The 19,947-nt window shown below is 58.2% G+C and carries 20 protein-coding genes; 1 reads left to right on the top strand and 19 read right to left on the bottom strand.

Translation table 11 applies throughout. From position 1 onward, the window contains the following. Nucleotides 1-52: 52 nt before the first annotated feature. From dprA to IEW73_RS05745, 3 genes are read right to left on the bottom strand one after another with little or no spacing between them, the layout of a single operon-like run. The gene (gene dprA, locus IEW73_RS05735; RefSeq protein WP_188671484.1) at nt 53-1,222 is read right to left on the bottom strand and encodes a DNA-processing protein DprA; all 1,170 of its coding nucleotides are present in this window, start codon (nt 1,220-1,222) and stop codon (nt 53-55) included. Between the two features lie 34 nt (nt 1,223-1,256). Beyond that, the gene (locus IEW73_RS05740) at nt 1,257-2,783 is read right to left on the bottom strand and encodes a YifB family Mg chelatase-like AAA ATPase (protein WP_188671486.1); all 1,527 of its coding nucleotides are present in this window, start codon (nt 2,781-2,783) and stop codon (nt 1,257-1,259) included. Next, nucleotides 2,783-3,202: a YraN family protein gene (locus IEW73_RS05745; RefSeq protein WP_188671488.1), complete on the bottom strand. Its 420-nt coding sequence runs from the start codon at nt 3,200-3,202 to the stop codon at nt 2,783-2,785. Before IEW73_RS05745 ends, IEW73_RS05740 begins: the two co-directional genes overlap by 1 nt. 302 nt (nt 3,203-3,504) lie before the next feature. Here IEW73_RS05745 and IEW73_RS05750 point away from each other — a divergent pair, with 302 nt between their 5' ends. After that, nucleotides 3,505-4,209 carry a haloacid dehalogenase type II gene (locus tag IEW73_RS05750; protein WP_188671490.1) on the top strand — a complete coding sequence of 235 codons (705 nt, stop codon included), beginning with the start codon at nt 3,505-3,507 and terminating at the stop codon, nt 4,207-4,209. Between the two features lie 85 nt (nt 4,210-4,294). Here IEW73_RS05750 and IEW73_RS05755 read toward each other — a convergent pair whose 3' ends face one another. From IEW73_RS05755 to IEW73_RS05830, 16 genes are all read right to left on the bottom strand, one after another. Further along, the gene (locus tag IEW73_RS05755; protein WP_188671493.1) at nt 4,295-4,456 is read right to left on the bottom strand and encodes a hypothetical protein; all 162 of its coding nucleotides are present in this window, start codon (nt 4,454-4,456) and stop codon (nt 4,295-4,297) included. Nucleotides 4,457-4,467: 11 nt separating this feature from the next. Continuing rightward, nucleotides 4,468-4,791 (bottom strand): DUF2469 domain-containing protein, encoded by a 324-nt coding sequence (locus IEW73_RS05760; protein WP_188671494.1) that lies wholly within the window; start codon nt 4,789-4,791, stop codon nt 4,468-4,470. A gap of 68 nt (nt 4,792-4,859) precedes the next feature. Beyond that, complete coding sequence (locus tag IEW73_RS05765; protein ID WP_188673010.1) at nt 4,860-5,534, bottom strand: ribonuclease HII; 675 nt, start codon at nt 5,532-5,534, stop codon at nt 4,860-4,862. A gap of 28 nt (nt 5,535-5,562) precedes the next feature. Continuing rightward, entirely contained in the window at nt 5,563-6,309 is a 747-nt protein-coding gene (lepB, locus tag IEW73_RS05770) for a signal peptidase I (protein ID WP_188671496.1), read from the bottom strand. 147 nt (nt 6,310-6,456) lie between these two features. Further along, nucleotides 6,457-6,798, bottom strand: coding sequence for a 50S ribosomal protein L19 (gene rplS / locus IEW73_RS05775; protein ID WP_188671498.1), 342 nt, complete (start codon nt 6,796-6,798; stop codon nt 6,457-6,459). A gap of 173 nt (nt 6,799-6,971) precedes the next feature. Continuing rightward, entirely contained in the window at nt 6,972-9,371 is a 2,400-nt protein-coding gene (locus IEW73_RS05780) for a Tex family protein (protein ID WP_188671500.1), read from the bottom strand. A gap of 49 nt (nt 9,372-9,420) precedes the next feature. Next, entirely contained in the window at nt 9,421-10,164 is a 744-nt protein-coding gene (gene trmD / locus IEW73_RS05785) for a tRNA (guanosine(37)-N1)-methyltransferase TrmD (protein WP_188671502.1), read from the bottom strand. Between the two features lie 8 nt (nt 10,165-10,172). Then, entirely contained in the window at nt 10,173-10,688 is a 516-nt protein-coding gene (rimM, locus tag IEW73_RS05790) for a ribosome maturation factor RimM (RefSeq protein ID WP_188671504.1), read from the bottom strand. A 16-nt stretch (nt 10,689-10,704) separates the two neighbouring features. Continuing rightward, nucleotides 10,705-10,947 carry an RNA-binding protein gene (locus tag IEW73_RS05795; RefSeq protein WP_188671506.1) on the bottom strand — a complete coding sequence of 81 codons (243 nt, stop codon included), beginning with the start codon at nt 10,945-10,947 and terminating at the stop codon, nt 10,705-10,707. Further along, a complete protein-coding gene (gene rpsP / locus IEW73_RS05800; RefSeq protein WP_188671509.1) occupies nt 10,944-11,402 on the bottom strand; it encodes a 30S ribosomal protein S16 in 459 nt (152 codons plus the stop codon). The genes IEW73_RS05795 and rpsP overlap by 4 nt, the downstream gene beginning before the upstream one ends. 309 nt (nt 11,403-11,711) lie before the next feature. Further along, the gene (locus IEW73_RS05805; protein ID WP_188671511.1) at nt 11,712-12,767 is read right to left on the bottom strand and encodes a CPBP family intramembrane glutamic endopeptidase; all 1,056 of its coding nucleotides are present in this window, start codon (nt 12,765-12,767) and stop codon (nt 11,712-11,714) included. Continuing rightward, nucleotides 12,764-13,843, bottom strand: coding sequence for an amidohydrolase family protein (locus tag IEW73_RS05810; protein ID WP_188671513.1), 1,080 nt, complete (start codon nt 13,841-13,843; stop codon nt 12,764-12,766). Before IEW73_RS05810 ends, IEW73_RS05805 begins: the two co-directional genes overlap by 4 nt. 6 nt (nt 13,844-13,849) lie before the next feature. Continuing rightward, the gene (ffh, locus tag IEW73_RS05815) at nt 13,850-15,421 is read right to left on the bottom strand and encodes a signal recognition particle protein (RefSeq protein WP_188671515.1); all 1,572 of its coding nucleotides are present in this window, start codon (nt 15,419-15,421) and stop codon (nt 13,850-13,852) included. A gap of 132 nt (nt 15,422-15,553) precedes the next feature. Beyond that, on the bottom strand, nt 15,554-18,049 hold the full coding sequence (locus IEW73_RS05820) for a [protein-PII] uridylyltransferase (protein WP_241012383.1): 2,496 nt from the start codon (nt 18,047-18,049) through the stop codon (nt 15,554-15,556). A 67-nt stretch (nt 18,050-18,116) separates the two neighbouring features. Beyond that, on the bottom strand, nt 18,117-18,455 hold the full coding sequence (locus tag IEW73_RS05825) for a P-II family nitrogen regulator (RefSeq protein ID WP_188671517.1): 339 nt from the start codon (nt 18,453-18,455) through the stop codon (nt 18,117-18,119). A 114-nt stretch (nt 18,456-18,569) separates the two neighbouring features. Beyond that, complete coding sequence (locus IEW73_RS05830; protein ID WP_206050441.1) at nt 18,570-19,787, bottom strand: ammonium transporter; 1,218 nt, start codon at nt 19,785-19,787, stop codon at nt 18,570-18,572. Nucleotides 19,788-19,947 lie beyond the last annotated feature (160 nt).

A 19,947-nucleotide genomic window follows, 5' to 3' on the forward strand; every position in this document is an offset into this window, starting at 1 on the left:
CAAGACTGCCCGTGAACTCACATGATGTGCAACAAAATTCACCAAACGGTGATCACCCCAAACCTGCCTGGGAAGACGAATTGCGGCGACGTCGCCATCCACGCTCATCTTGTGTCGCGTGCCCGTGCAGTTCCAGCATCGTAAGTGCTCTGCGTGCAGCGTCCTCGCTGACACCGACGTCGGCAGAAATTCCAGTCACCGAGTTCGCGCCGCGCAGTGGCAGCGCGTCGAAGATACGAAGCTGTTCCGCTGAGAGCCCATCGGTACATCTAGAGTCAGCCTGTTCTTGAACGCTTGGACATGTGGTCCGCGCTCCTGCACCTGTTGTCGTAATGATTTCTGACGCTGAAGTCACCAGCGTCGCTTCGCCAGTGCGGATCATCTGATTGCAACCGACAGAGGCCGCGGATGTAACGGGGCCAGGCATTGCGACCACGGGTTTGTGGTAGATGCGCGCCCACTTCGCGGTATTGCGAGCCCCACTTCGCGCCCCAGCTTCGGTAATGACCACCGCATCGGATAGTGCGGCGACTAGACGGTTGCGTGCAAGAAACCGAAACCTTGCTGGTCGAGTTCCAGGCGGGTATTCGGAAAGAACCATTCCGCTACGCGCGATGTCGGCAATCAAACGTGTGTGCCCAGATGGGTAAGGACAATCAATGCCGCCAGCCAGGACTGCGACGGTTGTCCCATCTGCTCCGATCGCTGCACGATGTGCGCACCCATCGACACCATATGCTGCCCCAGAAATGACGGTTGAGCCTCGTTGCGAAAGCTCAAAGGCAATTTCTGACGTGATGTGCTCTCCGTACGAACTGGGTGCCCTCGTACCGACGATGGCATAAGCGAAACCAGTGATGTCGGCGATGCGATGGTCACCGAGTGCCCATAACACAACTGGCGGGGCGCACTCACTGTCATTTCGGGCCGTTTCGTGACGGCATGCTAGGAATCGAAAATGCGGCCAATCCTCGTCATCCGGCGTGACGAGCCTTCCTCCGAGTTTGTGCACAGTGGCGAGGTCTTCGGCGGAGACGTCTATGTCGCGCCGTGCTCGCGTGGGTCGATCGAGGGCAGGCGGCAGGTCACCTGCACGTATGGCGCGTGCGGCTTCTTCCGGCCCGATGAGGCGGATCAGCTCGTTGAGCGGCCACGATGGGCCTTCGACGACACGGGATAGGTACGCCCACGCGCGCAGTCGAGGTTCAGGTGTGCCAGGCATGGTTCTCCTTGGATTGTTCAGGGGGTAGCAGACGTTACGAGAGCAGTCGAGTGAGTGCTGTCGGCACGCGAAAAGACAGCGCTCGCTCGATGTGTTCGCAGGTGGGTACGTCCTCGTCGGCGAGGTCTGCGATGGTCCAAGCGACGCGCATGGCGCGATCCGCACCACGGGCACTCAATAGCCCTTTACGCACCGCATCATTGATTGGCCTCCAGTCGCTGTGGCCCAATGCGTGGAAAGACCGCAATTGCGGGCCTGGGACTTCACTGTTTGTGGTGAAACCACATTTCTGCCACCGTTGCTGGGCCCGTCGCCTTGCCTGGATCACTCGACTTCGAACAACCTGTGTACTTTCCGTGGATCTGGGGCTATTTCGGTGAACTGGCGCCGAAGTCGGCCACATTCGAACGGCGAGATCAATTCTGTCGAGCAGCGGACCAGACAGCCTCGACTGATAGCGCCGACGCATCGTTGACGTACATATGCAGGCAGCCTCGTTTGTGGCGGCGCAGCCACAGGGATTGGTGGCTAGGGCTAGAAGAAACCGTGCTGGGTAGCGGGCGACACCGCGCTTGCGGCTAATGCGCACTTCCCCTTCCTCCAACGGTGTACGGAGCATGTCGAGTACCTGCGGTTTCAGTTCGCCGCACTCGTCGAGAAACAGGACTCCTCTGTGTGCCCGGCTGACTGCCCCTGGCATGGCAAATCCGGCACCGCCGCCGATGAGTGACACCGCTGTGGCAGTGTGGTGCGGTGCAACAAATGGCGGGTGACTGATCAACGGAGTGTTCTTGGGTAGTTCCCCAAGCAGTGAATGTATTGCTGTAACTTCGAGCGCTTCCTCGGTGGTCAAAGGTGGTAGCAGTCCAGGCAACCGGTGGGCGAGCATGGTCTTTCCGACGCCAGGGGCGCCTGTGAGCAGGATGGGGTGAGCCCCGGCTGCAGCGACCTCGACAGCAAATCTTGCATCCTCTTGGCCAACTACGTCGCCGAGGTCTGGGTAGCGGGGCGGTTGAGAACTTGGGATCGGTTTTGGCGCGAGCAGCGGTTCCCCGTTTTCCAATGCGCCGACAACCTGTGTAAGCGAGTGTGCGCCATGAACTGTGATGTCGGGAATGAGGGCGGCTTCCGCTAGGTTTGCGGCCGGAACGATCACCTGTGTGAAACTTGAGGATCTGGCTGCCACTACAGCGGACAGGATGCCGCGCACTGGTCGCAGCCGTCCGTCGAGCGCGAGCTCGCCAAGAAGGGCAACATCTTTCAAGTTGGTAGAAATTGTTCCGGATGCGTTGAGGATCGCGCATGCCAATCCGAGGTCATAGTGGGAACCAATTTTTGGTAAGTCGGCGGGTGACAATGCCACCGTTGTGCGTCCCAACGGCCAGGCAAAACCGGAGTTCACAGTCGCAGCACGAACTCTGTCTCGGGCCTCGTTCAGCGTCGCATCGGGGAGTCCGACGAGGTGCATGCCAGGCAGCCCTCGTCCAACATCCGCCTCAATTTCAACGACAGACGCCGCGAGTCCGGTAATCGCGATGGAGTAGGCGCGTCCAAGTGCCATCAGATCACGTTTTCAAGATGAGTGATGGTAGGTACGTCAGCGCCAGCGACAGCTTCCAAGTCGACGGCGGCGTCAACGATGATGCCGACGATGTCGAACCTCACTGTGCGCCAAGATCTGGAATGTTGACTTAGCCATAGCCGGGCAAGGTGGCGCATACGCTCAAGTTTGCGGCTGCTTACGGACTCACAAGGGTGCCCACAAGTAAGCGTGCTGCGGGTTTTCACCTCAACGAACACGAGGGTGTCGGAATCGGCGGCGCAAACGAGGTCAAGTTCCCCATACCGACATCGCCAGTTGCGGTCGAGTAGCGTGAACCCGCGCTGCACCAGATAATTAGCAGCGATGTCTTCGCCTTTTCGCCCGAGGGTGATTTGTTGGTTCGCAAGTGTGGGTGGACGACTATGTAACGGGGGCATGAAGACCGAATCTCCGGGTGTGAGCAGCGTGGTTGGCGCCACCCACTGTGCCTGGAACACGCACGTCGAGCACTAGGTTGCACGGTTGCTTGTGGATAACACCAGCTGTGGAAAACCTGGGTTCGTGCGGATCACAGAACGCTACTCCGGGAGTGTTGTGTGAAACTTATACGCAGTCGACCAGGTTTGTGGGCCGAGGACGACCCTGCATTAAACCCCCGATGTGGGGCATAGCACCTGATCTCAGCTTCGCCAGGCGCAAGGACCTAAACACTCCGTGACACCAACAGTGGAGGTATACGGTGGCGATCGATACGCTGCTTTTCGACGTGCAGGGCACATTGCTGGACTTCTTCACACCCGTCCACAATGAAGTTTCCCACTACTTAGTTTCGAACGGGATACCTGCGTCAACTGCTGCGGAAGTGACTCGTACCTGGCGGCAGCTGTACTTCAAACACGTCGGCGACATCCAGAACCCATCGCAGAAGTGGACCAGAGTTCAGCAGGTGTATGAAACAACATTCACACCAGCATTGCGCGCACACGGGTTACCTCCCGCAACTGCAGAAACGGCGCGCGATGTTTCTCGGTGCTGGACTCGGCTTGTCCCCTGGCCCGATGTTTCCCATGGACTTGCAGATCTCCGCAGCAACGCCACAATCGCGACCCTGTCAAACACGGACATGTCGACAATGGTCCAACTCTTCAAGACCTTGGGCATCGACTGGGATGCAATTTTCACTGCCGAGTTATTTGGGGCATTTAAGCCGGAACCCGCTGTGTACTTGGGCGCGCTTCGTTTCCTTGGCGCTCGCCCGGAAAACACAGCGATGGTGGCGTCGCATGCTTACGACCTGCGTGCCGCCCGAGAACTTGGGCTAACAACCGTCTACGTTCACCGACCACTCGAACATGGCGCCCCTGAGTTTGCTGAGAATGGCTCAAACGATGCCTTTGACCACTACGTTTCCGAGGTGGGCGACATTGTTGAACTTCTCAGGTGACGGGCTTGGGTGTGGGCGAGCGACTCGGCGCAGACGGCCCAGCGACACCCAGCGCTGACAAGTACTGCCCAGCGCTGGCCCGAACCTACGTGCGACGCGACTCACGATCCGACTGGTCGCTGCCCGCGGGCGGGTCGTTCTTTTGCCTCGGCTTCGCCCAGTTGACGCGAATGCTACTGAGCCCCTTGTTCTCCCCCACAGACACATCGAGGTCGACCAATCCGAGGAACCGCTTGTGCAACTTCATGAGAGTTCCTGTCAGGAGAAGTGACTGCCGCCTGGTGGCAGGTTAATCTCAGGCTTTTCGAGTTCTTCAATGTTGACGTCTTTGAAGGTAAAGACCCGCACATGGCTAACAAACCTTGCGGGCCGGTACATGTCCCACACCCACGCATCTGACATGCGGACTTCGAAGTACACTTCGCCATCTGCATTCCGAGGAATGAGCTCGACCGCATTGGCAAGGTAGAAACGTCGTTCTGTTTCGACGACGTATGCGAACTGACCTACGATGTCACGATATTCGCGGTACAGCGAGAGTTCCATCTCGGTGTCGTACTTTTCGAGATCCTCAGCGCTCATGGTGTAGGTCCTCCTCATTGAGACGTCGAACATGTCTTACAGCGTTCTTGTATTGCAGCGAACTTCGCTTACGCGTGGCCTGCGACTCGTTGACTGTACAGTGCTTGCGCGCGAGCAACATTGGCGTACGAGCGTCGATGCTGCGCACTAGGCCCAAACTCGTTGAGGGCTTGCGTATGCGCACCGGTTGAATAGCCCTTGTGGATAGCAAAACCGTATACTGGAAACTGTTCATCGAGTTCGATCATCGTTCGATCGCGTGTCACTTTGGCTAGGACACTCGCGGCCGCGATGCAGGCTGAGCTTGCGTCGCCCCCGATCACGGGTAGTGACGGTGTTGGGATTCCGGGCACTCGAAACCCGTCCGTGAGCACATAGCCTGGGGTGGTGCCGAGGCCCGCCACTGCGCGTCGCATGCCATCAATATTCGCGCGGTGCACGCCTTCTTCGTCAATCTCGGCGGCCGGTATCGACACAATGTGGTAGCTCATCGCGGCACGCATGATGAGCGGGTACAAGTAGTTTCGGGTTTTTTCGCTGAGCTTCTTAGAATCGTCGAGCCCAGGTAGGCGGGTGTGTGGTGGCAGGATGCATGCCGCCACGACGAGTGGGCCCGCGCATGCGCCTCTACCTGCTTCGTCCACGCCTGCAACTGGCCCTAAACCTCGCCTGTGCAATGCCATCTCAAGAGCACGATTACCCGTGTCTTTCCGCACGATGGCCCTGGGTGGCCACCCCATCATGAGGCCAACTGACACTGACGCATAGTGCTCACTGTGGTGTGGTTCCTACCGACTGTTGGATCTCAGGGGCGCTAATCGACCCCCAGCGTGACGGCGGCAGGATGATCCATCGAGCTTTTCCGATTACGGAGTCGACGGGAATGGCCCCGTCAGTGACGTCGCCTATGTACCAGCGCGAGTCCTTGGAGTTGTTGCGGTTGTCCCCCATCATCCACAGGTGTTCAGCTGGGACGTCGACTGGGCCGAAGCAGCGACCGGAGCGCACAGGTGAGTCACAGTCGAGTTGGCCTGGGACGTACGGGAAGTCGGAGCGGATGTACGGCTCATCTACTGGTGCGCCGTCCACAACGACGCTTCCTTCGTCGTCGCAACATTCGACAGTTTGACCGCCGGTTGCAATGACACGTTTAACGAGATCGTTTTCATCTGGAGGAACAATTCCGATGAACGAACCCATTTCTTGCAGTCCACGGACAACGACGTTGCTGGAACGACTTGACACGAAATCTTCCGACCACGGTCCAGTGCCCCGGAATACGAGGACATCACCGGGTCTCGGATCGTTGAATCGGTAGCCGATTTTCTCCACCACGATACGGTCGCCGGTGCAGCCTGGGCACCCGTGCAATGTTGGTTGCATTGACTCTGAGGGGATCAGATACACGCGGGCGATGAAGGTTTGAATGAGGAAACTCAGCACCAGCGCCACAACGATAAGAATCGGCAGTTCCCGCCAGAAGGAACCCTCTTTTTCTTGCGATGATTCCTTACTCACAGGATCCTGCCGATCTTTGTCGCTCGTCTCGCGCTACGCTTCGTCGACTTGCACGAGCTAAGGGTCAACTTGCACGAGCTAAGGCTGCCTTCGGGGACGGTCACGTGACTAGGTTAGCCAGGATTACCCCGAAATCTGTGCAGACGCTCAGCGCTTTTCTTTGATCTTCGCAGCTTTACCGCGGAGGTCGCGCAAGTAGTACAACTTCGCACGACGTACTGCACCACGGGTGACAACGTCGATCTTGGCGATGTTGGGGCTGTGGAGTGGGAATGTACGTTCCACACCAACGCCGAACGAGACCTTACGAACGGTGAAGGTTTGGCGTACGCCTCCGCCGGAACGGCGAATGACAACGCCCTTGAAGATCTGGATACGTTCTTTGGAACCTTCGATAACCTTGACGTGCACTTCTAGAGTGTCACCGGCACGGAAATCTGGCAGGTCGTCGCGCAGGGACTTGGCGTCAAGAAAGTCCAGTGTGTTCATATGTGTTCATTTCCTCGCGTTTTCGCGTTATGAGTAGAGGAACCGAGTGGCATCGCTTTTCGTCTGTCGCTGCTGCTCGTCTGGTTCATACCCCTTAGTGCGTGCCATGGACCGCAAGCGGTTACAGGCAACCTTGACATCATGCCAGAAAGAATCAGGGGTGAAAAATCGGTTTAACTTTTCCCTTTGTACCCTGCGCGACGTAACGCATCTGCCAACGCACCTTGCTCAGGGCCCCGTCCTTCACGCCTCGCGGACTGCGACTGCGGTTGCCCAGCACTTGGTTTACTGGGGTTTGGTTTACTGGCACGCGCGTTGCTGGGTACACGTTTCGGCTTTGTAGATTGAAAGCCAGCACCTGTCGACTCGGGTGATTTGTTGTCGACATCGTCATCGAGCCGGAGGGTCAAACCAATTCGATTGCGTGCCACATCAACACTGGTGACTTTGACCTTAACGACGTCTCCTGATCGCACGATCTCTCTGGGATCCGACACGAACTTGTTGGCCATCGCTGACACATGTACCAGCCCATCTTGGTGCACACCGATATCAACGAAGGCCCCGAATGCCGCAACATTGGTGACGGAACCTTCAAGCACCATCCCTGGCCTGAGATCTGAGACCTTCTCAATGCCCTCAGCAAACGTCGCGGCAGCAAACTCCGGTCGTGGATCACGCCCTGGCTTATCGAGTTCAGCAAGGATGTCAGTAATGGTGGGGACACCGAAGGTGTCGTCAACTAATGCTGCGGCGTCCACTTCCGAGAGCGCCCGCGTATTACCGATGAGTTCCTTGATACTAAGACCGCATTTCGACATGATGCGTCGCACCACGGGATATGCCTCCGGGTGCACCGAACTGGCATCGAGCGGATCGTCCCCGTCAGCGATTCGCAAAAACCCCGCGCATTGCTCGAATGCTTTGGGTCCAAGCCTAGGAACATTCTTCAGCGCTGACCGCTTGCGGAAAGCTCCGTGCTCGTCCCGATAGGCGACGATATTTTCCGCCAACGTGGTGGTGATGCCCGAAACTCTGGCCAAGAGCGGCGCTGAGGCCATATTCGCGTCGACACCGACCGCGTTCACGGCGTCCTCAACTACAGCATCGAGTGAACGCTCAAGGAGCGATTCAGATATGTCGTGCTGATACTGACCTACCCCAAGTGACTTGGGGTCGATCTTGACTAGTTCGGCGAGCGGATCTTGCAATCGACGAGCGATCGAGACTGCGCCGCGTAGTGAAACGTCTAGGTCGGGAAGTTCCTTGCTGGCATACGACGACGCCGAATACACGGATGCGCCAGCTTCGGAGACAACGATCTTAGTGAGTGATCTATCTGCAACTTTTTTTACAAGTTCAGCGGCAAGCGCGTCAGTCTCTCGAGACGCAGTTCCGTTTCCAATCGCAATGAGATCCACATTGTGCTTCTTCACCAGTGACGAGAGTGTCGTTACGGCTTGGTCCCACTGGCCTTGCGGCTTATGCGGGTATACGGCGACGGTGTCGAGGACTTTGCCGGTCTGATCTACTACCGCAACCTTCACACCAGTTCTGTATGCCGGATCGAGCCCCATCGTCGTCCGGGGTCCAGCAGGCGCCGCAAGTAGGAGATCGCGAACATTGTTGGAAAAGACGTCAACAGCGTCTCGTTCGGCTCGTTGCCGTATCCGCCCGCGGATGTCGAGGCTAGCGCTGACGAACAGTTTCGTCTTCCAGGCCCAGCGAACAGTATCGCCTAGCCACTTGTCCCCTGGCCTGCCACGTTGCTCTACTCCGAGCTTCGCAGCGATCATGCTTTCGTACACGGAAACAACTGGCGCCGATTCGGCTGATTTTGGTTCCGGGTCGAAGGTGAGCGAGAGTATGCCCTCCTTTTCACCGCGTAAGAGCGCGAGAACGCGATGCGAGGGCAGCCGTGTGAAGGATTCGGCGAAGTCGAAGTAGTCGGAGTACTTCGCCCCCGACTCTTCCATCCCCTTCTTTGCCGTTGAGACTATGCGGCCCCGTTTCCACAGAGATTCTCGGATCGCGCCAACGAGGTCTGCGTCTTCCGAAACACGTTCAACCACAATTGATCGTGCACCGTCGAGCGCCTCAGCAGCATCGTTAATGTTTTTTGTGGGGTCGATGAACTGGCGCGCAAATTCATCGGGATTAAGGTTTGGGTTCTCAAGAAGTGCATTGGCCAGTGGTTCGAGGCCAGCTTCACGAGCAATCTGAGCTTTGGTGCGCCGTTTAGGTTTGAAAGGAAGATAGATGTCCTCAAGCCTGGACTTTGTGTCGGCTTGATTGATCTGCTGCGCCACCTCATCGGTGAGCGCTCCCTGCGCAGCAATCGATTCCAGGATGCTTGCTCGCCTGTCATCAAGATCCCGTAAGTACCGGAGCCGTTCATCGAGCTCACGGAGCTGGGCGTCGTCGAGACCACCCGTAACTTCCTTGCGGTAACGGGCCACGAATGGAACGGTCGATCCTCCGTCGAGAAGCCCGATTGCCGCAGCTACTTGCCATTCCGCGACGCGGAGTTCTTCAGCGATTCGTTGGGATACAGGCTTCACAGCAGTAGTCACAGCGGGCAGAGTACCGCGCAAGTCCGACAAGGTTGAACATCACTCGCCGTCATGGTGCGCGCCAGTTTGGCATTTCGGCATCGAGAAACGATGTGTCGCGCGCGTCGAGCAACTCTGGCAGCAGGAGTTCTCGGCGCCTCTGCGCAGTCTTTAGCAGAGCCTGCTGGCGACGCCATAGCGCGATCTTTGCATGGTCCCCAGACATCAATACGGGCGGCACGTCGCGGCCGCGCCACGATGCTGGTCGGGTATAACTTGGTCCTTCCAGCAATCCGTCGGAGAACGAATCTTCTTGATGTGATTGTTGGTTGCCTAGGACCCCAGGTATGAGCCGGACTACAGCTTCCACCATGACAAGAACAGCGACTTCACCACCGATGAGGACGTAGTCACCAAGCGACACCTCTTCCACGCGCATTCTTGATGAGGCATCGTCAATCACCCGTTGATCGATTCCTTCGTAGCGCCCACAAGCGAATACAAGATGCTTCTCAGCGGACCAGCGTTGTGCGGTTTCCTGCGTGAAGGGTGCTCCACCTGGTGTGGGAAAAACAAGCAATGCATCGTCGGGACAGACAGCATCGAGGGCATCGCCCCACACCGTTGGCTTCATCACCATGCCCGGCCCACCCCCGTAGGGAGAGTCATCCACTGACCGGTGAACATCTGTAGCCCATGCCCGTAGGTCATGGATGTCTACGTCGATGATGCCGCGCTCACGAGCCTTGCCGAGTAAGGAAGCGCGCAAGGGTTCAAGATAGTCTGGGAAGATAGTGACGACGTCGAGACGCACTGCTGTCGTCAGAGCTCCAGCAAGCCATCTGGTGGAGTGACAGTGACAAAGCCTGCATCAAGATCAATTTCAGGGACCATCTCCATGACGAAGGGGATGAGTACTTCCCTACCGTCAGGGGTCTTCACCGCGAGCAGTTCACCAGCTGCCGTATGCAGCACTTCACGAAGCTTACCGAGGGTTGTGCCGTCGCCAAGGCGTACGTCAAGCCCTTCGAGTTCGTGGTCATAATATTCGTCATCATCAGAGCGCGGAATGTCGTCTGAGTTGACTAAGAAAAGTGTGCCGCGAATTCGGTCCGCGGCGTCTCGGTCGTCGATGCCCTGCAGCCTTACGAGAAGACGCCCAGAGTGTTCCCTGGCAGCTTCGACAACGAAGTTTTCTTTCACACCATTACGGCCTTTTTGACCACGCAAGGTGGTACCGGGCGCGAAACGAGCCTCAGGGTCATCCGTACGAATCTCAACTACGAGTTCGCCATGAACACCGTGGGCTTTCGCAACGCGCCCGATCACTAGATCCATTGTGCGTACCTGTTTATCAATGATCTGTATCGATCACATCGACACGCACGCCACGTCCGCCGATGCTGGAGACGAGGGTGCGCAGTGCTGTAGCGGTACGACCGCCACGACCGATCACCTTACCGAGATCGTCTGGGTGAACATGCACTTCAACAGTGCGGCCACGACGATTGGTGATCATCCCCACTCGCACCTCGTCAGGTTGGGACACAATCCCTCGGACGAGATGCTCGACTGCATCAACGAGTACGGAACTCACTGTTGTGCGGCCTCTTCAGCGGGCTTGGCTTCAGCAGGCGCCTCGGCAGCTGCTTCTTCCGCCTTCTTAGGGGCCTTCTTCTTTGGTGTTGCAGCTTCAGCCTCACCTGCACCGTCAGCTTCCGCAAGCGCTGCCTGGAAGAGCTCAAGCTTGGTTGGCTTCGGTGCAGCAGTCTTCAAGGTGCCTTCGGCGCCAGGAAGGCCTTTGAACTTCTGCCAATCGCCTGTGATCTTCAGCAGGTTGAGTACAGGTTCGGTTGGCTGTGCGCCAACACCGAGCCAGTACTGCGCGCGCTCAGAGTCGACCTCAATAAAGCTCGGCTCCTCCTTCGGACGGTATTTGCCAATTGTTTCGATGGCGCGTCCGTCACGACGGGTGCGTGAGTCAATGACAATGATGCGGTACTGGGGACTACGGATCTTGCCGAGTCGCTGGAGCCGGATCTTAACAGCCACGGATGTAGCTCTCCTTCATACTGGTCACGGTGCAATTCAGCGATGCACACGGTTTAGTGCACCCGGTTTTGCGGTTTCGTGGTCCACCACAGAGTAATAGCCCTATTAGTGCCAACAATCTTTACTCGGGGAACAGCGTTTCATTGTGCCAGACGACAGCGCAAAATCGGTAATTCAGCGTCACAGCACCTCGTTTCGGCGGAGATATGTCGAGTGGTCCCGTCGTCCCCGCCCAGATGCCCAGGCTGCGTGCCCTGGTGCGTGCCCTGCCTGCGTGCCCTGCCTACGTGCCCTGGCTGGGTGCCCGGACTAGGGAAGCGCCATGGGTAGAAAAATAATGCTCATCGCAGGCAGCGCATTGTTGACGCTGTGCGCGACCATCGAGCCGAGCACTGACCCGGTATAGAGCCGCGCAAGCCCAAACATCAACCCCGCGAAAACCAAGATTCCTAATCGCCACGGTTCCAAGTGCCACAGGCCAAACACGAGCGCTGTGATGATGAGTACCGACCAGTTGGTACTGACAAGTTGCGCCAGATTTACCCAACGCGAAGCAAAACGCTGCTTGTCGAGAGCGCCCCACACGATCCCACGAAAGATGAGCTCTTCAGCGACTGGAGCCCCGAGCCAAATCCACATTGCTAGGGCGATGCGCCAATTCAGTGATTGGTCCCCGAGTTGTTCGAGAGGACTCGTTGGAAGCTCGTCACTGAAACCGATGAGACCGAGAACTAGGAAGAGCCCGCCGATGACGGATGCAGTTCCGAAAGCTAACCCAACGCCGATGTTCTGCATTGCGGTGTTCATCGTGCGGGGCAATCCGAAGTCGGTCATCGGGCCATTGCCCCGGACGACAGTGATGAGGACCGCAACGACGGCGGCAAGAAATGTTGGCGCGATGACAGCCACGATGATCAAAGGGCTGTCAATGTCTACCAGTTGAGCCGCGACAACAAACCCCAGCAAGTTGACCAAGAGCACGGCAAAGGCAGCGCCCAAACCCCACTTCTGACCATTTGCGCGCTCAGCAACATTTCGGTCTGCTCGGGCCCAGCGGTGGTCGTTGCGATGCGACCGCGAGATGGTCTCGAGTCGCCGAGGCTCGAAGGTGCGCTTGCCCCACAGCTGCGGTGTATCGACGTATCCGCCGCGTTCTGAGCTATCGGGGTTATTGGGCGAACCGGTGTAGCCTTGCGAATCGGCGATGTTGCCTGCCCGCGGGAACCGACTTATACCGTGCGGATACCACCAGTCCGGCGGTACTGGTGGTTGCCCGTCCGAGTGGCTGCTGGCCCCGTCGCTACTGGCCCCGTCACCACCGGCCCTGTCACCACGAGTACCGTCCGGTTCCTCGGAATCTCTCATACCACCACTGTGCCAGCACAAATCACGCGTTGCGGCTGCAGAGTGGCGGCACTCACGCGTGGGTCATCTGCGTAAATGACTGCGTCAGCTCGAGACCCGGGCACAAACCGGGCATGTGTACCAAGCAGCCACTCGCGGGCACGTGAACTTCCCGCGAGAAAAGCGTCATCAGGTGTCATCCCGCATTGGTGCAGCCGGGCGATCTCATCCGCGATCCTGCCGTGATGAACCATTCCCCCAGCATCTGTACCTGTGTAAACAGCCACTCCGGCTTCCACAGCTTTAGCCACGGTGGTGGTGACTCGAGCATGTAGGTCACGCATATGAGCCGCGTAGGTAGGGAATCGCTCAGCGCTGTCTGCAATTGCCGGGAAGTTGTCGATATTTACCAACGTAGGTACGAGCGCGACTCCGTTGTCAGCCATGTAAGAAATCGTGTCATCGGTAAGGCCCGTGCCATGCTCAATGCAGTCGATGCCCGCATGTAGAAGTCCAGGCAGTGCGTCTTCACCGAAGACATGCGCGGTTACGCGTGCACCTTCCTCATGCGCAGCCGCAATTGCTTCCTGAAGGATCTCGTCACTCCATAGCGGGGCAAGGTCCCCGACGCTGCGGTCAATCCAGTCGCCCACGAGCTTGACCCAACCGTCGCCACGACGAGCTTGACGGCGAACCTCTTCGGGAAGGTCACGCTCCTGCTCGACGTCCACACCGAGTCCGCGGATATACCGCTTTGGTGCAGCGATGTGCCTGCCCGCACGAATGATTCGGGGCATCGCAGGTTCGTCGTCGAGAAATCGCGTCGATACAGGCGACCCGGCGTCACGAGCGAGGAGCACGCCTGCCGCAACCTCTGTGTGCGCCTGTGCACGCATTCCGTCAGGTGATTCGTCGCCACCGCCGTACCGAATTCCGATGTGACAGTGCGCATCAACCAGTCCCTCGGTGATGAATCCACCGTCGACAATGGTCGTGGCATGTGGGATTGGTTCAGCGCTCCACACGCCGTCGACGCTCCACAGGTCAATCTGCTGTTCCTCGGGCAGGGCGACACCCCGCACATGCAGTGCCACCACCGCGAACTACCCCTTCTTGCCTTTGTTGGGGAAGTTAAGTTGTGACAGGTCTAGACCCTCGAGACCTGGTGGCAACTGGTCTAAACCTTTAGGCATATTGGAAAGGTTCGGCATGCCTGGTGGCATTCCCATTCCTGGTGGCATACCGCCGCGCATCTTTGGTGGAGTGGGTCCGCGGCCCTTCGCCTTACCCTTCTTGCCCTTGCGGGTCTTGCTGCGGCGCTGGTTGCCACCTGGCAAGCCCATGCGCCCGGCCATTGCCGACATCATTTTGCGGGCTTCGAAGAACCGGTCAACAAGTTGATTCACTTCTGCAACGGTCACACCGGACCCGTTGGCGATACGAAGACGACGTGATGCGTTGATAATTTTCGGGTTCGCTCGTTCAGCCGGTGTCATGCCGCGGATTGTTGCCTGAATGCGGTCGAGGTGTTTCTCGTCAACCTGTTCGAGGGCTTCCTTCATGCCTCCGGCACCGGGAAGCATTCCCATGAGGTTCGATAGCGGCCCCATTCGGCGGATAGCCATCATTTGGTCCAGGAAGTCTTCCAGGGAAAGTTCGCCAGAACCGATCTTCTGCGCTGTCGCTTCGGCTTGCTCCGCGTCAAAAACCTGCTCAGCTTGCTCGATCAGGCTGAGCACGTCACCCATACCGAGGATCCGACTCGCCATGCGATCGGGGTGGAAGACGTCGAAGTCTTCAAGTTTCTCGCCAGTCGACGCGAACATAATCGGCTTACCGGTTACTTCACGGACGCTGAGTGCCGCACCGCCTCGTGCATCACCGTCAAGTTTGGTGAGCACGACACCTGAGAACCCAACACCGTCAGCGAACGAGTTCGCCGTCATCACGGCGTCCTGGCCCACCATCGAATCGAGCACGAATAACACTTCGTCTGGCTGGACGGCATCACGAATGTTTGAGGCCTGCTCCATCAGTTCCGCGTCAATACCAAGACGACCAGCGGTGTCGACAATCACGATGTCGTGCTGCTTGGATCGCGCCTCCGCGACGCCATCACGAGCAACATTCACTGGGTCTGCGGCCGTGATCCCCAGCGGATTTTCGCCGCCCCCAACGGACGTTCCGGGGTGTGGCGCAAACACTGCTACGCCTGCTCGTTCACCAACAATTTGCAGCTGCTTGACTGCACCTGGTCGTTGGAGGTCACAGGCGACAAGAAGTGGCGTGTGCCCTTGCTTCTTGAGGTAGTAAGACAGCTTTCCGGCAAGAGTTGTCTTACCGCTACCTTGCAGACCCGCCAGCATGATGACTGTCGGTGGGGTTTTCGCGAAAGTGAGGCGTCGCGTCTCACCGCCGAGGATCCCAACAAGCTCCTCATTGACAATCTTGACTACCTGCTGCGCGGGATTGAGTGCCCCGTGCACTTCTGCGCCTTTTGCGCGCAACTTGATCTTCTTGATGAACTCGCGCACCACAAGCAGCGCAACGTCTGCTTCAAGGAGTGCCAGGCGGATTTCGCGGCACGTGGCGTCAATGTCCGCGTCGGTGAGGCGCCCTTTGCCGCGCAGCCCCTTAAACGCGCCATTCAACCTGTCTGACAGGGAATCGAACACCGAGTGCACTCCTTATTTGCCGAACCGAAAACTTGATCGTGCCGGTTTAAACTGTCGTAAACAACCGACGGCCTCCTACAGGGTAACTGCCCGCAGCGCCGAAACTCTGCGGGCCAAGCAAGCACGGCCCAATTATTGAGATTGTCTCGACTGTGGAAGCACCATCCGCACCGCCACATCAGCGCGCGCTCGTGCATCCGAATTCTCGGTGAAACGCACGCAGAACACGTCATCGACATACGCGCCCATGGTGGTGACTTTCGCCCATCGAATATCCGCACCTGACTGCTCAAGCGCACCCGCCACCCGGCTGAGCAGCCCAAGTTGGTCTATTGAGCGCACTTCAAGGATGGCCTCGTCAGGTGTCTTGGAGGAAAACCATTTAATGACGGGCGGCGCGTCCCGATTTTGTGCGGGAACAGCTGCTTTTTGCGACCCAAGTACACCAGTTCCTGGCGGGGTGACATCGTCGCTGATGTCGTCGTAGGAAACCGAATGCGAATGCACTGGCCCGGATTGTTTCCACCGCTCGTCAAGCAAGGCTGTGATGTTGACCTGACCGTCAAGCGCGCGTGCCAACTCTTGGCGCAGGTATCCGGGATCTGGCGGCGATCCGAACCGAGGAGACACCATGAAGACATTGAGTGCGCCTCCCTCATAGCCTGTGACGGAGGCGCCGTGGACGCGAAGCGAGTTCAGCGTCAGTACGCCCGCAGCCTTCGCGAGCAGTCCTCGACTGTCCGGTCCGGTGATGGCTAGTTCGTACATGTGATTACGTTCAGTTGGGCGCAATGTCACCCGCAGCGGTACGGAACCGTCCGTGCCAGCTTCGAGACGACGCATAAGGTCTGGATCCAGAGGGTCCGGTTCAGGGAGTTCCTCCCCCGCCATCACACTCTCGCATCGCCGCACCAACTCACTAATGAGCGAGGCCTTCCATTCGCTCCACACTCCGGCACCTGTGGCAAGAGAATCCGCTTGGGCGAGCGCATGTAGCAGTTCGAGCAGTACACGGGAACCACCGAGCGCATCGACAACCTCGTGAGCGACGTCAGGGTCAGTGACGTCACGGCGCGTCGCGGTGTGCGGTAGCAACAAATGGTGGCGCACAACGGCGGAGAGAACTGCAATATCCGCTGCGGGCAAGCCCATCCTTGCTCCGATGTGCTTCGCTAGTTCGGCACCGACAACACTGTGGTCGCCGCCGCGTCCCTTCCCCAGATCGTGCATAAGCGCACCCAAAAGCAACAAGTCTGGGCGGGACACTCGTGTCGTGAGCGCGTCAGCGTACGCAACGGTTTCAACGAGATGGCGATCAACAGTCCAAGTGTGGATTGCGTCGCGGGGCGGCAAGTCTCGAACCGCGCCCCATTCCGGCAGTATTCGACCCCACAAACCCGTGCGGTCAAGTGCTTCGATGACGGGAATCATTCCCCGACCCGAACCAAGCAACACCAACAAGTCGTGTATCGCTTCTCTCGGCCACGGCGTCTTCAACTCCGGCGCTGTATCGGCAAGCCTCGTCAAAGTGCCTACAGCCAGCGGATACCCCGACGTTGCGGCTGCAGCTGCCGCCCTGAGCACAAGCGCCGGATCACGCTGTGGCCGTGCATCGCGGGCCAACACCACTTCGCCGCCGTGCTCCACTATTCCTTCGTCGAGAGGCCTGCGGGCGGGTGTACGCCGGAGCCCACCGAGCACACCCCTGGGAAGGGCGTTTCGAGCGGTCCGGATGCCTGTTTCGGTGGCAAAACTGATCGTCCGAGCACAGTCACTCAAGGTCCGGGCTAGGTCAAACCTATCGCCGAGGTGCAACGCGGCAGCCACTTCGTCCGCGTCCTGAGCGCGCAGTTGGTCCCTCGCGCGTCCGGCTACGCGGTGCTGCTCAGTACGAATGTCAAGTAGTCGACGGTGCGCCCCTTGAACTCCGCCTGGGTGGCCGTCGTTGCGGAACCCAGGCGTCACATCAGTTAGTTGTGCGACCGACAGTGCGTGAAGGAGTTGGATATCGCGCAACCCTCCGCGACCATTCTTCAGGTCTGGTTCCGCTCGGTGGGCGATTTCCCCGTGCCGGTCCCACCGTTGTTCGGCCTGCTCAACGAGTTCCCCAAAACGACTTCGAATGTTGGACCGCCACTGCTGACGGACTCCATTGGTCAGCAGTGAGCTGAGTTCGGTATCACCAACAATGTGACGCGCTTCGAGCATGCCAAGAAGAGCCGTCATGTCTTTGCTCGCAACGTCGATGGCTTGCGGAACGGTGCGCACACTGTGATCAAGCTTGATGTGCGCGTCCCAAAGGGGATACCACAAGCTATCGGCGATGTCGGACACCGCGCTTGGGTTCGCATCGTCGTGCAACAGGATCAAGTCAAGGTCGGAGTAGGGCAACATCTCTCGACGACCAAGACCGCCTACGGCGACAATCGCGAACCCGCTATCAGGTTTGATACCCAGTTCTGCACCCTTGGTGTGCAACCAGACTTCATAGAGATCAACGAATACATCACGAACTGCTGGCGCATCGAGCCCTGCGGTAGCAGTGATGAGTTGTTTGCGTGCGTGGTGGAGGTCAGCGGCATTAGTGGGAGTCACGCGGGGCGAAGTCACAGTGATGAAGTCCCTCAAAGATGGGAGTGGCCCCGGCACCACGCTCGAAGTCGCAGGTGCGGGGCCACTCGTGGACAAAATGGGATTACAGAGCGTCCGTGCCGCGCTCGCCGGTACGTACACGCACCACACCCTCGACCGGTGTAACCCAAACTTTTCCGTCACCAATCTTGCCGGTTCGGGAGGCCTCGACAATGATGTCAACGACCTTGTCGACGGCGGACGCCTCGACGACAACTTCGATTTTCATCTTGGGCACGAAGTCAACGGAGTACTCAGCACCGCGGTAAACCTCGGTGTGGCCCTTCTGACGACCGTAGCCTTGGACTTCACTGACGGTCATACCGAGTACGCCAGCCTGTTCTAAACCTGTTTTCACGTCTTCTAGCGTGAACGGCTTGATGATTGCCGTGATCAGCTTCATGGATGCTTTCCTCCGGAGCAGTTGGGGCTAATGCGGTTGTGTGCCCGTGACGGGCACAGGCGTTGTGCTATGCGCTGTGCCCGTCACGGTCATGGAACTCAATTGTGCTGTGCCTCAGGCGAGGTCGTACGCGGATTCCGCGTGTTCGACCTCGTCGATGCCACGGTGTTCGTCTTCATCGCTGATGCGCCATCCGAGAGGCATGACCATGTAAGCAATGATGACGGTGACCACTGCCGCGAAGACGATAGCCACAAGGGCAATCAAGGCCTGGACCACAAACTGCCCGATTCCTCCACCGTAGAACAAACCGGTTTCAGTAGCGAGGAAACCAATGGCCACGGTGCCCCACAGACCAGCAACGAGGTGGACACCCACGACGTCGAGCGAGTCGTCGTAACCGAACTTGAACTTCAGTCCAACAGCAAGGGCAGACAACGCACCGGCGATGGCACCAAGAGCGATGGAGCCGACTGGGCTGATCGAACCAGCCGCAGGAGTGATAGCAACAAGACCGGCGACGATACCGGATGCTGCACCAAGGCTGGTGGCCTTGCCGTCGCGGATCCGCTCAACGAGGAGCCAGCCGAGAATTGCCGCAGCGGTTGCGGTGGTGGTGTTCACCCAAGCTAGGCCTGCTTCACCATCGGCTGCATAGGCAGAACCGGCGTTGAATCCGAACCAACCGAACCATAGAAGGGCTGCACCGAGCATGACGAACGGAAGGTTGTGCGGGCGGTAAGCCGTCTTTCCGAATCCTGCACGCTTGCCGATGATCAGGGCGAGCACGAGTGCTGCCACACCAGCGTTAATGTGCACCACGGTGCCACCGGCGAAGTCGATTGGCTCAATTCCTTCGAAGAGGTCTGAGAATGGACCGTCTTCGGACAACAGGCCGCCACCCCACACCATGTGAGCCATGGGGAAGAACGCGAAAGTGACCCAAAGTGCGGCGAACGTCAACCAGGTACCGAATTTCACGCGCTCAGCAAGCGCACCGCTGATAAGGGCGACTGTGATGATCGCGAATGTGGCCTGGAAGCCCACATCGACAATCACAGGAAGGCCACCATCGAGAAGGTATTCGCCTGCGCTGTCGTAAATTGCGCCGTTTAGGCCGAACTGCTCGAATGGGTTTCCGAAGATGCCACCGATGCTCTCTTCGGCGTAGGACATTGACCAGCCCCACAGCACGTAAATCACACCAACAACACCCAATGTGCCGAATGACATCATCATCATGTTCAACACTGATTTTTGCCGGGACATACCGCCATAGAAGAATGCGAGGCCCGGGGTCATCAGTAGGACCAATGATGCGGACACCAACATCCAAGCAGTGGTGCCGTAATTGATCTCTTCCACCTATTTCCTCCTCCTGGCGTACCCGTCAGCACGCCGACTGAGGCAATAGTGCTCATTTGTTGTTTCGTCCGGGGCGCTACGATGTTTCCGCCATGTAACCGAACGCCCGATTTGTGTTACTTGCCGA

Origin of the sequence: Hoyosella rhizosphaerae, from assembly GCF_014643175.1 — a bacterium.
GTDB lineage: Bacteria > Actinomycetota > Actinomycetes > Mycobacteriales > Mycobacteriaceae > Lolliginicoccus > Lolliginicoccus rhizosphaerae.

What these genes read in the sequence shown, in the direction of transcription:
- dprA (WP_188671484.1), bottom strand. Translation starts at nt 1,222, where the DNA reads ATGCCTGGCACACCTGAACCTCGACTGCGCGCGTGGGCGTACCTATCC.
- IEW73_RS05740 (WP_188671486.1), bottom strand. Translation starts at nt 2,783, where the DNA reads ATGGCACTTGGACGCGCCTACTCCATCGCGATTACCGGACTCGCGGCG.
- IEW73_RS05745 (WP_188671488.1), bottom strand. Translation starts at nt 3,202, where the DNA reads ATGCCCCCGTTACATAGTCGTCCACCCACACTTGCGAACCAACAAATC.
- IEW73_RS05755 (WP_188671493.1), bottom strand. Translation starts at nt 4,456, where the DNA reads ATGAAGTTGCACAAGCGGTTCCTCGGATTGGTCGACCTCGATGTGTCT.
- IEW73_RS05760 (WP_188671494.1), bottom strand. Translation starts at nt 4,791, where the DNA reads ATGAGCGCTGAGGATCTCGAAAAGTACGACACCGAGATGGAACTCTCG.
- IEW73_RS05765 (WP_188673010.1), bottom strand. Translation starts at nt 5,534, where the DNA reads ATGATGGGGTGGCCACCCAGGGCCATCGTGCGGAAAGACACGGGTAAT.
- rplS (WP_188671498.1), bottom strand. Translation starts at nt 6,798, where the DNA reads ATGAACACACTGGACTTTCTTGACGCCAAGTCCCTGCGCGACGACCTG.
- rimM (WP_188671504.1), bottom strand. Translation starts at nt 10,688, where the DNA reads ATGGATCTAGTGATCGGGCGCGTTGCGAAAGCCCACGGTGTTCATGGC.
- IEW73_RS05805 (WP_188671511.1), bottom strand. Translation starts at nt 12,767, where the DNA reads ATGAGAGATTCCGAGGAACCGGACGGTACTCGTGGTGACAGGGCCGGT.
- IEW73_RS05825 (WP_188671517.1), bottom strand. Translation starts at nt 18,455, where the DNA reads ATGAAGCTGATCACGGCAATCATCAAGCCGTTCACGCTAGAAGACGTG.
- IEW73_RS05830 (WP_206050441.1), bottom strand. Translation starts at nt 19,787, where the DNA reads ATGTTGGTGTCCGCATCATTGGTCCTACTGATGACCCCGGGCCTCGCA.